This window comes from Ruegeria sp. HKCCD6647-2, assembly GCF_057221075.1.
On the sequence record NZ_JBWVBD010000004.1, the window covers coordinates 139,433 to 154,470 of the forward strand.

At 56.3% G+C, this 15,038-nt stretch carries 11 protein-coding genes, 1 tRNA gene and 1 riboswitch; of the genes, 6 read left to right on the forward strand and 6 right to left on the reverse strand.

Annotated elements, in window-relative coordinates:
* The 3 genes from AC2TDJ_RS12155 to AC2TDJ_RS12165 all read right to left on the reverse strand — a co-directional run bounded on the left by AC2TDJ_RS12155 (position 1) and on the right by AC2TDJ_RS12165 (position 3,074).
* Positions 1-831: a hypothetical protein gene (locus tag AC2TDJ_RS12155; protein WP_480842531.1), complete on the reverse strand. Its 831-nt coding sequence runs from the start codon at positions 829-831 to the stop codon at positions 1-3.
* A gap of 74 nt (positions 832-905) precedes the next feature.
* Complete coding sequence (locus AC2TDJ_RS12160; protein WP_480842533.1) at positions 906-2,324, reverse strand: TolC family outer membrane protein; 1,419 nt, start codon at positions 2,322-2,324, stop codon at positions 906-908.
* Positions 2,325-2,420: 96 nt separating this feature from the next.
* The gene (locus AC2TDJ_RS12165) at positions 2,421-3,074 is read right to left on the reverse strand and encodes a protein-L-isoaspartate O-methyltransferase family protein (RefSeq protein ID WP_480842535.1); all 654 of its coding nucleotides are present in this window, start codon (positions 3,072-3,074) and stop codon (positions 2,421-2,423) included.
* Between the two features lie 224 nt (positions 3,075-3,298).
* On the opposite strand from AC2TDJ_RS12165, the gene AC2TDJ_RS12170 reads away from it, so the two are divergent.
* Positions 3,299-3,372, forward strand: a tRNA-Cys gene (locus AC2TDJ_RS12170).
* A gap of 289 nt (positions 3,373-3,661) precedes the next feature.
* Positions 3,662-5,026, forward strand: a complete 1,365-nt coding sequence (locus AC2TDJ_RS12175; RefSeq protein ID WP_480842537.1) for a tyrosine-type recombinase/integrase — start codon at positions 3,662-3,664, stop codon at positions 5,024-5,026.
* Positions 5,027-5,211: 185 nt separating this feature from the next.
* On the opposite strand, the gene AC2TDJ_RS12180 is transcribed toward AC2TDJ_RS12175, so the two are convergent.
* The gene (locus AC2TDJ_RS12180) at positions 5,212-6,231 is read right to left on the reverse strand and encodes a hypothetical protein (protein ID WP_480842539.1); all 1,020 of its coding nucleotides are present in this window, start codon (positions 6,229-6,231) and stop codon (positions 5,212-5,214) included.
* Between the two features lie 497 nt (positions 6,232-6,728).
* Between AC2TDJ_RS12180 and AC2TDJ_RS12185 the strand changes: the two genes are divergently transcribed.
* Both AC2TDJ_RS12185 and AC2TDJ_RS12190 read left to right on the forward strand, forming a co-directional pair.
* The gene (locus AC2TDJ_RS12185; protein WP_480842541.1) at positions 6,729-8,531 is read left to right on the forward strand and encodes a site-specific DNA-methyltransferase; all 1,803 of its coding nucleotides are present in this window, start codon (positions 6,729-6,731) and stop codon (positions 8,529-8,531) included.
* Positions 8,528-11,056, forward strand: coding sequence for a DEAD/DEAH box helicase (locus AC2TDJ_RS12190; protein ID WP_480842543.1), 2,529 nt, complete (start codon positions 8,528-8,530; stop codon positions 11,054-11,056). Before AC2TDJ_RS12185 ends, AC2TDJ_RS12190 begins: the two co-directional genes overlap by 4 nt.
* A gap of 495 nt (positions 11,057-11,551) precedes the next feature.
* Here the strand turns inward: AC2TDJ_RS12190 and AC2TDJ_RS12195 are convergent, their stop codons facing one another.
* On the reverse strand, positions 11,552-11,995 hold the full coding sequence (locus AC2TDJ_RS12195; RefSeq protein ID WP_480842545.1) for a hypothetical protein: 444 nt from the start codon (positions 11,993-11,995) through the stop codon (positions 11,552-11,554).
* A 206-nt stretch (positions 11,996-12,201) separates the two neighbouring features.
* Positions 12,202-13,221, reverse strand: coding sequence for an NAD(P)-dependent oxidoreductase (locus AC2TDJ_RS12200; RefSeq protein ID WP_480843031.1), 1,020 nt, complete (start codon positions 13,219-13,221; stop codon positions 12,202-12,204).
* A gap of 84 nt (positions 13,222-13,305) precedes the next feature.
* Positions 13,306-13,510, forward strand: a riboswitch (cobalamin riboswitch).
* Between the two features lie 93 nt (positions 13,511-13,603).
* Here AC2TDJ_RS12200 and AC2TDJ_RS12205 point away from each other — a divergent pair.
* Entirely contained in the window at positions 13,604-13,978 is a 375-nt protein-coding gene (locus AC2TDJ_RS12205) for a DUF1636 family protein (protein WP_480842547.1), read from the forward strand.
* 2 nt (positions 13,979-13,980) lie between these two features.
* On the forward strand, positions 13,981-15,036 hold the full coding sequence (gene cobW / locus AC2TDJ_RS12210) for a cobalamin biosynthesis protein CobW (protein ID WP_480842549.1): 1,056 nt from the start codon (positions 13,981-13,983) through the stop codon (positions 15,034-15,036).
* Positions 15,037-15,038: the final 2 nt, after the last annotated feature.

Sequence of the window (15,038 nt, forward strand, 5' to 3'; positions counted from 1 at the left end):
CTACTCTACTTTCTGGGCCATCATTGCCCGGTAGATTTCGCGCCGAACCATTTTGCGCAGGTTCCGTGTGATCCGTTCCCCCAAAGCACCTTGCAGTTCTTCCCGCACGACCTGCGCCACGAATTCGCGCAAAGCTTCTTCATCGGGGAATTCGGCGGAAGATTGCGCATCCTCATTCTCAGAAGGTGCGGCCTCTGCCTTGTCGGAATGGCGAATAAAGGTCAAACGAGACTCCCCCGCAGAATCGGCCGCGTCATTTTCAGTCTCTTCCGACTCGTCAAACCCGCCGTGGACTGACCAGTTCATGGACCGCATCCGGGTACCGGAGTAATCGTCATTGCTTTCGCCGTCCGGTTCCCACTGATCTTCGGTACGGGCAATTGCTGCTTCCAACGCTTCAATCTTTGCGCTCAGACTACCGGCCAGATCCCGTTTGGCGTCACCACGTTCCGGGCCAACATTGCCGTCTTCGGAAACTGCCTGCTTTGTTGTTGTCGCTTCGGTCGATGGCGCGGCTGCCTCTGACTGAATAGCGTCGCAAGGCTGCAAACGCATCGGTTCTTTAGGGCTTACCGACACGTTTGCGGCTTCTGCAGGTGTGGTGGTTTCTGCGCTGTCCTCAATGGTCAGCTTCAATGGCGTGGGTTTGTCTTCGGGCATCGGTTCACCACCAACGCGCAATGCATCGGTCAGAACCAGCCTGCCCGGCTTTCGTGCCGGAGGCGTCGGAATGAAGATAAACTCCGATTCCTCGCGCCCATCTTCGTTGACCAAACGTTTGATCGACGACAGAACATCCTCAGCATCTGTATTCACAAGACTATCTGACATTTTTTTCTACCGCTCTCAGCCCTGGCTCAAGTGTAGCCAATCCTGCCAAAGCGAACAACCGGTAGTAACGCCAATTAGTCGCGACGCAAGGCCTTGAGCACCCGATCCAGATCGCGGCTCTGTTTGCTGACCTGCGACGGAGCCTTTTTGACCAGATTGTAGTACAGCGTCGGATCGTAGATCTGAACGGCCAGTCCCAGACGTTCCGCCGTCAAAAGACCCTGTGCTTGCAGCAGCTGATATGCTGCTCGGGACCGTTCGGTCCGCGATGCAACTTCGGCTAACTGCGCATCCAGCAAGTCCTGTTGTGCGTTCAGAACGTCCAGCGTGGTGCGCGCGCCCAAAGTCGCTTCTTCGCGGATACCGTCAAACGCGACCTGCGAGGCGCGAACCCGTTCCGTCGAAGCCCTCAGGCTGGCTGACGCAGCCTGGTAAGCGGCATAACGGTCGACAACCCCTTGGGTGATATCCTTCTGCACGTTCAGCAGGTTCGCCCGCGAGGCATCCCGCGTAGCCATTGCACGACGCACCGCGGCCGCCAGACCGCCACCTTGATAAATCGGCTGATTGAAGTTCAGCGAGATCGTCGCGTCGTTGATATAGTCGTCGTTGTCATAGCTTTCGGTGATCCCGGCATCAGCGTTCAAAGTGACGTTCGGGCCCAGATTGGCGCGCTGCTGCTGAACAATCAGATCCAGCGCCCGCACCTGGTGCTTCGCGGACTGAATGGCCGGGTGGTTGCGCTGCGCCAGGCTGACGGCTTCGGCTTCGGAACGCGGCAGGTTGGGCAAGCTCGGTTGACCTGCGGTTCGCCCCGGGGCCTTGCCGACTGCGTTTACATACTCGGCCTGCGCGATGCTCAGTTCACCGCGTGCAACCGCCAGATCCGCTTGCGAACTGGCCAATTGCGCTTCGGACAGAGCCACATCAGTGCGGGTGACTTCACCCACTTCGAACCGGTCCTGTGACGCCCGGAGTTCCTCTGCAGAAACGTTTACGTTGTTCTGCCGAATTTCCACGGTTTCTTCCTGTAGCAGAACACCCAGATAGGCATTCGCCGCGCGGATCAGGACTTGCTGCTCAATGTCGATCAGCGATTGCCGTGTCGCCAGAACGGTCTCCTGCGCGGACTGCTTCCCCAGAACCGAGGCTCCTCCGTCATAGATCAACTGGCTCAGCGTCAGACCTGAAAAGAAACTTGTTGGCCTGATCGTGGTAACCGCAGTGCTGACATTGCTTTTTCTGTATTGGTCGCTGACGCGCACCGACCAATTGATAATTGGCCGCAACGCCGACAGCGCAATTGCCACGTCTTCGTCGGCTGCTCGCAACAGGGCCCGATTCTGCTCAAGCAGGCCACTGGTGTTGTAGGCGCCAATAAAAGCATCGGTGATGTTGTCAGCCCAAGCGGGCCTTTCGGGCAACGCACTAACCGCAATACCGGCCGCCAGCGCAAAGGCTTTGGCCAGCCTTCTTCCTGCTGTCCCACGCATTTTCTAACCCTCTCAAATCAATTTTTCACTGCCTCACAGGCACTTTGCGCCCTTGTTTTCAAGTAATCAAGGAGGCAAAAAATTTCTAATGCCTTACTATAGCGAAAATGCACACTCAGCACAAAAGGCAGGTAATACCGGTGCGCTGGCATTGAATGCATAGCGCCAGGTGACACGGCCACCGGACTTATGACCGATCCTCACGGTTCCCAATTCGCCCTCCATGAAGAGGCATGCGATCCGGCCGTGCTCTTTCAACTGGTCCAGCAACGCGTCCGGCAAACGTTCAACACCGCCCTGGACCAATATCACATCATAAGGCCCGTGTTCAGCCGCGCCCTGATCCAGCGGTCCGGTGTGAATGATGGCGTTGTCGACATCCGCTTCCACCAGTACGGTCTGTGCTTCTGACGCAAGCGTTTCGTCATCTTCCACACCTACGACCAGCTGCGCCATACGGGCCGTAACAGCAGTCGAGTACCCAAGGACCGGAGCGATATCCAACACTATCTCGTCGTTGGAAATGTTCAAGGCATCCAGCATTTTCGCAAGAGTGCGCGGCTCCAGCATGCAGCGACCGTCACTAAGCTCGATCAGGTCGCCGACATAGGCTGCCTCGCGCTGTGCGTCCGGTACAAATCTCTCGCGTTCAACATTCAGCATTGCGTCGATGATGGGAAATTTTGTCACGTCCGAGGGCCGAATCTGCGTATCAACCATCGTTAGGCGCCGAGCCGCGAAATCTGTCATATGATCGCTCTTCCATAGTCCCGAGTTTGACCGGCTTGTGCCACATCCAATCCCCTGCGGCAACGGGCCATGGACGGAATCCTGCCGCGGCAAAATCGTGCAGTCAATTGCGACACGCGATGTGCATTGTTGCACCGGTTTTGCCACCAACCCTCTGGACGTTCCCTGCGAAAGCTGTTAGAACGCCCATCACACCACGGCAAGTGATTGATTTTACTTGAAAAGGCGAGTTGGCGGAGTGGTGACGCAGCGGATTGCAAATCCGTGTACACCGGTTCGATTCCGGTACTCGCCTCCATTTTATTCTAAATCATTGACTTAGCCCTCTGGTGCTCGGGTGTGACACAAAGTGGGACACACCTACAATGATGCAGTCATCCTACCTAAGCCTTTCAAGACACGGTGTTTATTACTTTCGTTGGCCTATCCCTCCGTCTTCTGAGCAAAGGAGAACATCTGTAAGAATATCGCTGCGTACTCGCTGCCCGCATAGGGCTGGTGATCTGGCGCGCTTTCTTGCATCTTGCGGTCGATTAATACCGGATCAAACAAACGTGCCCCGACTAAGACAAGACCAAATCCGATCAATGGTGCATCGGTACTTCAAGGCTTCGCTCGACAAGTATTTGGAACGGCTAAACGACAAAGGCTTTCCAGATGGATCAATCAGTGCGATGCAGCACGAGATTGAAATCCATGAAAACGCTGCGGAAGGCGAGGACCTACTGTCCGACCTTTATCTCGACAGCGATGCGTTTTGCAAAGCCTCTGACATAAGCCCACAGGACTGGGACGATAACGAGATGGACCTTCGCCGGGAGTGGCGAAAGGGGCGCAGAGATATGCTCAGGCGCGTTCTGGAGGCCGTAGAACGCCTTGAGCACTATTCTTATGATGTCACGCCAGCCGTGACGATATCGCCGCCAGCAAAAGCCCTCTCTGCCTCTTCGGCACTAGGCACGGCGATTGATGACTTCATCAAGGAACATTCGCGTCAGTGGGCAGAAAAAACAATTGGCCAGAACCGCGCGTACTTGAACATCCTTATTGAGTACTTCGGGCCAGACCGGTTGCTGAGCACGATTACGAAGCAGGATGCGAACGCAGTCAAAAAAGTTCTTCAAGCCTTACCATCCAGTCGGAACACCAAGCCTGCATTAAAAAACACGCCTTTGATGGAAGTCATCAAGCTGCCGGGTCAGAAGAAGATCGCCCCCAAGACGATCAATAGCCACATACAAATGTTCAAGAGTTTTTTTGATTGGGCCGAACGGCACGGTTATTCGCCGCACAGCCTCTTCGACGGCATGAAGGTAGCAAAAGACAAAAACAGTAAGAGCCAGCGCAAACCCTTCTCTCCTGAGCAAACCCGGCTTTTGCACCCTGAACTCACCACGAACCCGTCTGGGCTGGTGCGTAAGGACAGCCACAAGTGGGGGATGCTGCTTGGCATATTCACTGGAGCCCGGCTGAATGAAATATGTCAACTCGACATCAAGGATGTGCAGCAAGAATGCGGCACGTGGTTCCTCAACATCACGGACGAAGGTGACGACGACAACAAGAGCGTGAAGTCCACAGCAGCGCGACGGAAGGTTCCGGTACACCCAGATTTGATCCGCCTAGGCTTCCTAGACTTTGTGGGCAGCCGCCGACAAGGCACACGCTTGTTTCCTGACTACAGTTACAGTGCCAATGGCGGTTATGGGCGCAACCTTGGGCGTTGGTGTAACGAGAGTTTCTTGCCTAAACTGGGCCTCAAAGAGCCCGGATTGGTATTTCACAGCCTGCGACATACGGTCGTGACGCGACTAAGCCAAGCGGACGTTCCCGAGCCGATTGTCCAATGCATCGTTGGTCATGCGCGCTCTGGCGTTACGCAGGAGGTCTATAACCGAGAAGGCTACACATTGGCGCAACTCAAAGTCGCTATCGGACGGTTTCAGGTCTGAACCAGCCCCGGCGCTCCTTATCGTTACTAGTAATAAGGGAGGGAGCGCCGTAGGTGTGACCGAACAGGTGAATATAACCAGATTAATATTCTTTTTTTTGTCAGGCCATGGAGTAGCCCTGCTGTAGCTCAGCATTCGCTTACAAAATCTACAAAACAAGAAAGACTAATATGCACTGGGCCAGCTTACCTGTCTCCCATAGTAGACCAGAATTTGGACAATCTTCCTTCATAGCCTGTTGGGTGCAGTAGATCATTGATATCCAAGCCAATCGGTGTGCAGCTCCCTTCAAGTGTTTCACCAACACCCACTTCTACTCCGACCTTTCCGTCTACGCCGAAATCCGAATGGAATGCCCTGCTCATTGCGTTGGCCAAGTCGTGTTCCAGCCCATGGTGAACGGTGAAGCTGTTGTGGACGGGAAGGCAAGCATATCCCATAGCAGCGAATTGCAACATGACTGCCTCTGCTAGATCACTATCCTTATGCTGCAACCTAAGCCCCACCCCTGAACCGAAGTGATGGCGGAACTCTGGGTATTTATCCACAATGAACTGCTTGAACTCCGGCCAGTCTCGCCCGGTTAGGTCTGATGTGTAGCCCTCAATCTCACTAACTCGACCTACCTTGTCGGCGTTCAGGAGCGCATTGAAAGTACGCTTCACCAGTCGGCGTTCCTCCTTGTCGCCTGTCACAGACATACATCTCGCATAGGGGTCCATAGGCACCTCTAAACCCGCTTCAGCGTAGAGCATAGCAGCGTGCAACCCTGAATAGTCCACCTCAACTGTGCGCTTCCCGTCTATCAGGATGTACGGCCTCAACCTACTAGGGCAACTTATCCACCACGCACCATAGAAGCGCCCACCCTGTTGCCAGTCATTGTTGTTGAAGACGCGGTACACGTTGCGTGCGGCAAAGTCGAAGGACTGTGCTGCCTCCTCGTCTCGTGTCCCTCTAATGTGCACCGTCTCTTCAGCAAGCTGTTCATCACTCAGCGCCAAGTCTGCCCAGTGTCCACTGAGCATTTCGTTAATAGACTTCAACCGGTCTCGCGCTGCTGTAGTAAAGGCAACCTCACCATACTCAACGAGGGCCTTGTTGCTATCCTTAAGACGTATGCCCTCTGCATTTTTGTGCCTACGAAGGTCTACGGCGGAAGCCCCAGTCTGACTTATGTCGCGTATCAGGTTAGGTGTCGCCATGTACCGCGCTACCCGACTACGCTTATTCTCCGGGTCGTGCCAATGAGGTGTACTCAGTACCATAAGCCCTGCGCCCTGAAGCGCATTCATTGCGTCGATGAACGTGCGCGCCGAGATGAAGCTGGCACCGTACCGGGACTTGCTTAGGTCTTGCAGGTAGTTCGTACCCGTCCCTATGCCGACTTCAAGTGTTGGATCATTAAGGTGTGCCCTAAACAAATCGAGTACGATGCACCGTAAAGACGCTTCGTAGCGTGTTTGAGCATCATGCCTCCGCCTACGTTGACCTTCCTTCCTGACTGATAGGCTCGCACATAGGCTGTCTAAATACGCATTGAGTGTTGGGCTATCTGTCGCCCACTGTGGGTCAAAAGGGCGGGCATTCACGGCCGTGTATCTATCTTCTTTGAATTGAGCTTCACATTGGTTGTGGGTTCCATGTATTCGATCACACGCCTAAGGTGCAATTAACTAAGAACAAGGGCAGACCCACTATTATGGCCGGGAAATACGACAACCTCACCCACGCGCAACTCATCGAGCTTTTGGAGAAGCGCGACCGAACCAAGAAGCTGGGTTTAGTGTGGGAGCGTGATGAAATCGACGCAGACAAAGCAGTCGATGCCAATTTCATCGCCTGTCAGATCGATCTGGACCTGTCAGACAAAGCCGCACCATGGGAGAACATGGTGATCGAGGGGGACAACTTCGACGCACTGCGGTGGTTGCGGATGACGCACGCAGGCAAGGTCAAGTGCATCTACATCGACCCGCCCTACAACACCGGCAACAAGGATTGGGTCTACAACGATCGGTATATGAGCGCGGAAGACCGGTTCCGCCAATCCACCTGGCTAGAGTTCCTACACCGCCGACTGACGCTCGCTCGCGACTTGCTTGCAGAAGACGGGGTGCTCCTGGTTTCCATAAGCGACGAGCAGCGTGCGTTGCTGGAGTTGATGATGGATGATGCCTTACCGGGCATGCGGATCGCCACAATGCCGTGGCGAACGCGGCAAGGGTCCAACGCAGATCAACGTGCTTTTCTTAGCCCGGATCACGAGCATATCCTCGTGTATGCGAAGGACGACTTTAGGTTTCTTGGCAACGAAAAATCCTATTCGATGTACAGGCACTTCGATGAAACTAGAGATGATTGGTACCGCCTCAGCGACCTGACGCTCGGCTTTGACTACCGTGAACGGCCCAACCTGTATTACCCTTTGTACGACTGCGAGAATGACATTTGGTACCCATCCAATCCCAACCGGGTGTGGGTGTACCCAAGCAAAGAACGATCGAAGTCCGCGAGGACAAAGTTCATGGAGGAGTGGATTGCCGCCGGTCACATACGTTTCCCCGAAGATCCTGAGTTCCGGATTTTCGCCACCTTGGAAGAACTGAAAGCTGCATGCGCGAGTGGCGATGTTCCTACAAGTGGTCGGGCTCCGTTGATCCGGCCCGACCTTCCCGGCTTCGAGAACTGGGTGGGTCGCAAGATCGGTTACGGAACCCCGGCGTTCAAGCGCTACAAGAAGGACCTACGCAACCCCCGTCAGCCTTTGTCGAGTTGGATTAGTCCGCGTACGGAAGCAGAAATGCTCGACGACGACAGCAACACTTTGGTTATTGGTACGAATGATGAGGGCGCGAAAGAGATCAAATCGGTCTTTGGCTCCAAGGCATTTAACTATGCCAAACCGGTTTCGCTTATTCGAGAGTTGGTACGGCAGGCCACCGGGCCGGAAGACCTTGTACTCGACTTCTTCGCAGGCTCCGCGACCACCGCACAGGCGGTGATGGAACTTAATGCGGAAGATGGCGGCAATCGCCGCTTCATCATGGTATCTTCCACCGAGGCCACAGAAGACCACCCAGACAAGAACATCTGCCAAGACGTGACCGCAGAGCGCATCCGCCGACTGAACGTCAGCGACGACAAGAAATATGCTGACCTCGCAGCAGGGTTCGCCTATCTGCGCACGCACGAGATTGCGTTTGAAGACCTCGATTATGACCTGCAGCCTTCCGACACTTGGACAGCACTGGAGGCAATGCACGACCTGCCGTTGACGCAATACGACCCGGACGCAAAATGGAACCTGCACAACGGCGAAGAAACTGCGCTGGTGCTTGTTGACCGCTTCGACCCCGCTCTGTTCGAATGGTTGCAGGGACGGGACCGGCAAAACCTTTTCGTCTATGCATGGGCGCCGGGTCAGATCGCACAGCACCTTGAAGGTATCCATGTCGACATCCGCCCAGTACGGGAAACGCTTGTGAAGCGGTTCCAGCAATGACGAAGCGCCTTTCACTTGCCCGCTATCAGACCCGCGCCGTGGACGCGCTGTCGGGTGTGGTCCGTAAGGTGGCAGAGTTACACGACCGCAACCCAGACCAAAGACAAACCGTCTCGCTCAAAAGCGGCGTGACGCTCCTTCAGAGCCCGACGGGGTCTGGCAAGACACTTGTACTGGGTCGGGCGCTGGAGGGCCTCAGAGGGGCGCTAAGCCGCCCTGTGGTGTGGCTATGGTTCGCCCCCTACTCTGGGCTCGTCAATCAGACCCGCGACGCTCTGGTGGCCCAATGTGGCGGGCTGCGCATCCGTGACGTGGCGAAGGACCGGGAGGCAATCGGGACGCGAGATGGCGACGTATTCATCCAGACGTGGGCGACGGTCGCCGCCAACAACAAGGACGCCCGGAAAGTTCGGCGCACGAGCGAAGCTGCGTTGTCCTTTGACGACCTGATCGCCAGTTTGCGAGACGCAGGCTTCTTTGTCGGGGTCGTGATTGATGAGGCCCATTTGAACTTTGGCGCTTCTGCCTCAGCAGCGGCCAAGTTCTACCTCGACCACATCCAACCCGACTTTACCATCCTTGCGACGGCCACTCCGAACGACGACAAACTCGAAGCCTTTGAGCGGGTCGCCGGGATCGAAGTCGCAAGTCGGGTCATTGTCCCACGCGCCGAGGTCGTGGACGCGGGGCTCAACAAAGTAGGGCTCAAGCTGGGCCTAATCCGCTTCCGTGAAGGCGACCGCGATCTGATCGACCATGAGCAAGCTACGCTACAGGCCGGGTGGACACAGCACCGCCGGGTGCACGAGCGGCTGAAAGAGCGCGGGCTGGCGGTGACACCCTTGATGCTGGTGCAGGTTGAAGACCAAGCCAAGGGTGCGGAAGACCCGGTGAAACGCGTGCGAGACAAGCTGGTGGAGATCGGGGTTGAGGACAGGGCAATTGCAACACATACCTCCGGCCAACCGGACCCGGACTTCCACTCGCTCGCCTACGACCCGGACATCCACGTTCTAATATTCAAGGTTGCGGTAGCTACTGGGTTTGACGCACCACGAGCGTGGACCTTGGTTTCGGTGCGCCCCAATCGCGGCCGCGACTTCGGCTTGCAGATCGTGGGCCGCATTATGCGAGTGCACCCCTCTGTGCGCCCCATACATGGGCAAGATGCCCTCTTAGACAGTGGCTATGTGCTACTGACAGACCCGTACATGCAGTCAGGGCTCCAAGCCGCCGTGGACGAGTTGAAGGCTGTGCAGGAGAGCATTGACCTCATCACCGACAACCTCGACGTTTATGAGTTCGGCAATGCTGATAAGCCCGTGGTTGCGTCGGAAGCACCGCGACCTAACTTTACACCTCGGGCACCTCACGACGCAGACGACAGGCAACAGCGCCTAACTAACCTCATCGAACAAGGCGTGGTGAAGGCAGAAGTGCAAGAAATGACCGACGCGGAGCAAGACCGCGCCATTGTTGCAGGCGAAACTTGGCAACACATGAGCAGTACACCACTATTTGGCGAACTGCCGGAAAGCGCCAAGCCGGGCACCTCGATAGTGAAGCCCAAGCCGGAGTTTCGCCCCTACCCAATCCGCAAGGACTTGGACTTACCGAAAGCACTATTCAGGGAGCTACCGCCAGACCCAACCAAACTGAATGACCTTGTGCAGGACATCGCAAAGGAGTTCTGCCGTTCAGCAGGAGTAACAGGGCTTCTGCAGCGCAAACTAGCGAATGCGCACCTTGACCTCCGTGACTTGTTTGCCGCTGAGGTGCAGGAAACAATCGACCTACGGCTGAGACTTTCCAATGCTAGGGTAGCAGAGAAGGCACAACTTGCCTTCAACTTCAACGACGCTATCGACCCACGACAGTTGAAGCGAGCACTGGTCGAAGAACTCCGGGCAATAGCCTATGAGAAGGGCTTTGACGCCGAAGAGCAGGACCTCCGACGCGCTATTGACCTTGCCGGGATGCTGGAACCAGAGAAGCTGAAAGACGCAATCAAGACCGCCCAAGCCCGCAATGTTCGGGTTGACAGTAGCGAACCAGTGCCCTTGCAGTACTTCGGACCAGACGGACTAGGAGAGGCCGAAAAGTCTGCATACGGAGTATTCCCCCACCGCCTGAACAAGGAGGAACTGGGCTTTGCGGAGTTCTTAGACGCCGATACGACAGGGACTGTCAAATGGTGGATGCGCAATCCGGAGAACGAGACTTGGGCAACAAGGCTTATCCTTCCTTCAGGACATCGTTTTTTCCCTGACTTCATCGTCGGAGTTAGTGGGCGAACCACGCGAGACACTATTGCACTGGTAGAAATCAAGGACGATGGTGAGACAGGTCGGCTCCAATCAGATCGGAACACCGAGAAAATACGTGTCCAGCACCGCGAGTACCGCAATGTCTTCTGGACCTTCCGTTCAGATGGTCAGTGGGTGCGCGCGCGTTACGCCGAAGGCTTGCACAAGATCGTTCCCGAGGACCTCTTTGACCTCAAGACACTAGTTTACATCGCCTAGGCAACGTGACCCAAAAACCCGACACATTTTTCCGAGCCCCCATCTATTACCCAAGGTGGGGGCACTTCCCCCGTACCCCCTATGCGACCGGATTGCCACTGCCGAACCCATCGGACTTAGTGGCCCGTCCTAGGAGAGAAGAAGTGCCCACCGTCACTGGCCTTGACGCGATCTGCCACGTTGACAAAACACCACTAGGTGCGTCACAAGTGTGACACGAAGTGCGACACAGACCTCAACCTCGCACCCGATTATTCAGGCCTACCAATGGCTTAGAAAAATGGTAGCGGGTCCGGTACTCGCCTCCATCCACTCAGCCACCCGCCCCGGCCGTTTACTATATCCGCTTTGCCAGTCGCATTTTCCTTTCAAGTGCAATTGCATCTGAGAGCTTGGCCCGGATCACTTTCTCCCTGAACTATCCGTGCGCAAATCTGAACAACCTTGCAGCGAAGAAACCGTTTCAACACGGATCACGCCCCGATCTCTGCGCATTCAATCGGGCAACAGATAAATGGTCAGGTAACACAAAAGCTGAAAGCCCCCCTGAACCATATGGTTCTCTTCAAGATCAAAGTTCATAACTGTTTGATCAGACAGAAAGAACGCAAGCCACAGGCCCAGCGAGACAATAAACGCAGCGTCGACCCGTTTGAGCCACAGATCCTTTTTTGAGTAGGGCGTTATTGCCGCGACGGCGAACAACAAGGTCGACAATAGCAGCCAGATAATAATGCCAACAAACAGAGTGACATCTACGGCCGTGGACGCTCCGAATTGTTCAAGCGTCTTTTTCAGGAACGGATAGTTGTGACCGTCAAACCACGGTGTCGAGGTCACGCCCAACAGTTCCAAACCGCCAATGAAATCAGTCAGAAAAGCGAAGGCCCACCACAGCAACCAGAATATTACCAACGCTTGCTTGAAGAGAACCCGCATTTATGCCACCCCTAAAAATCCGCAGACAATAAAACGACTTAAATCACAGAGTACGCCGATTTCCGAAAATCCAGAAATCAGATCAATTACGTCTGGGGCCAAGCGCCAAGTAACGCATTGTGTGCCAAGGGTGCATCAGCAGTATTTTTTGGTATGCCTACCTTCGATAGCGCAGTTTAGGCAGGCATCCGATCAAAGTCGTCCTGTTATCCCGCCGCCCGGTTCTGCGGGATAACCTCGTATCCGGGCTCTTCGGGTTCGTCGTCCAACATCTCCGGTGGGAAGCCGGGCGCACGGATGTCCAGCCCTGTGGCCTCTTCCAGACGTTTGATAATGTTGGGGGACAGTTCACGCTCCCCAAAACGGGCGATTCCGTCCTCGAATATCTTGATCAATACCGGATTGATTTCCAACGGAACCCCGGCACGGTCGGCCACTTCCTGAAACAGGCCGATATCCTTTTTCACAAGGTCCATCGTGAAAGAAATATCGCGCGAGCCATTCAGGATGACCTGACTTTCGGTTTCGTGGACGAACGACGTCCCCGAAGAAATCTTGATCGCCTCATAGGTCGTGCCCAAGTCCATCCCGGCCGCCTTGGCCGTAACCAGCGCTTCGGCGCACGTGATCAGGTTGGCCGTGGCCAGATAGTTGGTCAGCACCTTCAATACCGAGGCCGAGCCCAGTTCGCCGGTATGCAGAACACGCCGCCCCATCGTTGTCAGAAACGGCAATATCTGTTCGAACGTTTCGCGATCACAACCTGCAAAAATCGAGATATTGCCAGTTGCCGCCCTGTGGCATCCCCCCGAGACCGGACAGTCGACCGCCTTACCTCCACGTTCGATGACCATTGCACCCAGACGTTTCACCTCGGCCTCGTCGGTGGTGGACATCTCCATCCAGATCTTGCCGGGTCCGACCTCGGGCAGCATCTCCTGCATGACAGCGTCCGACGCCGCAGGCGATGGCAGGCAGGTAATCACCGCATCACAGTCGCGCATCAGCTGGGCCGGTCCTTCCGCGGCCTTCGCGCCTTTGGCCACAAACTCCGCAACCAAATCCGGGTTCAGGTCATGCACGGTCAGATCAATACCGTTGCGCAGCAATGAACCCGAAAGCTTGCCGCCTACATTTCCCAGTCCGATGAAACCCACTTTCATATTATTGTGCTCCCTGTTCGCATTCTGCGATCCATGGCACCATGGCCCGTCACAATACGTCATGCCGCCCAGCGACGCCGGCAGGTCGCTTTTCACCCCCTGAGGCACAAGAAGTGTGCGACTCGCTTGACAAGGCGCCCACCGGTGCCGCATGTCGCATCCGTTGGTGTCCATTTTTGGATGAAAAGGGAATGCGTCAGCGGTTATCCGTCAAACGCAGCCGCCCCCGCGACCGTGACCGGAGAGGGTGCCCAAAGCCACTGGCCCGCAAGGCCGGGAAGGCGGGACATCCGACAGAACAACCGTTCTGACATCCGCAAGCCGGGAGACCTGCCAGCACCCGAAGTTGAAACCGGGCGGGGTGTTCCGGTGTCGGGCCCATGTCGCACACGTGGCCCGCATGAAACCCCGTCCCCCGCGAAGAGGATTTGGGGGGATGAGAGACATGACAGAGACGGCGCCAGTCGAGCTGCTGGTCTGCACTACGTGCCGCCGTGGGTTGCCGATTGAAGACGACGCGGAACGGCCCGGCACCCTTCTGCACAAGGCGCTGGAAAGGGCCAACCTGCCCGAGGGCATTACCCTGAAACCGGTCGAGTGTCTGTCGAACTGCGATCAGGGATGCTCAATCGTGTTGCGCGGTGGACCGGATCGCTGGACCTTCGTCTATGAAAACCTGAACGAAACCGATCATGTCGACGTCATCGTCGACGGCGCGACCAAGTATCTGGCCACCGAAGACGGCCTGGTCAAATGGCGCGAGCGCCCCGAGCATTTCCGCAAAAACTGCGCCTCGCGCATCCCCCCGATTGGAGCCTGAGAATGAGCACTCTTGAGAAACTTCCCGTCACCGTGATCACCGGCTTTCTGGGCTCGGGCAAAACCACGCTTGTGCGCCACCTGATGCAGAACCCGCAGGGCAAGCGTCTGGCCGTTGTGGTCAATGAGTTCGGCGATGTTGGCGTCGATGGTGACATCCTGAAGTCCTGCGCAATTCCGGATTGCCCGGCGGAAAACATCATGGAACTGGCCAATGGCTGCATCTGCTGCACCGTGGCTGACGATTTCATTCCGACCATCGAAGCACTAATGGCACTGGAGCCGCGCCCCGATCACATCCTGATCGAAACTTCCGGCCTCGCCCTGCCGAAACCGCTGCTGAAGGCGTTCGATTGGCCCGATATCCGGTCCAAGATCACCGTCGACGGCGTGATCGCTCTGGCCGATGCCGAGGCCGTCGCCGCTGGGCGTTTTGCGCCAAATGTCGAAGCGGTGGACGCGCAGCGTCTGGCCGATGACTCGATCGACCACGAAACACCCCTGTCCGAGGTGTTCGAGGATCAGATCTCATGTGCAGACATCATTCTGTTGACCAAGCCCGACCTGGCCGGCCCGGAAGGCGTCGCCAAGGCCAAAGAGATCATCGCGGCCGAGGCCCCACGCCCCTTGCCCGTGGTCGAAGTGGCCGAAGGCGTCGTGGACGTACGCGTTGTTCTGGGTCTGGAAGCCGCAGCCGAGGATGACATGGATGCCCGTCCCTCGCATCACGACGGCCACCACGATCACGAGCATGACGATTTCGAAAGCATCATCGTCGAGCTGCCGGAACAGACCGACCCGGCGGAACTGGTCGCCAATATCGAACGTCTGGCCAACGAACTGAATATCCTGCGCGTCAAAGGCTATGCCGCCGTCCAGGGCAAACCCATGCGCCTGCTGGTGCAGGCTGTCGGTGCCCGCGTGCGCCACCAGTACGACCGCCCATGGGAACCCGGCGAAGAGCGCCGCTCGCGACTGGTGGTCATTGCCGAGCATGACGACATCAAAGAGGCCGCAATCCGCGATATCCTCGTGGGAGTTGCCGAGGCCGCCGAGTAACC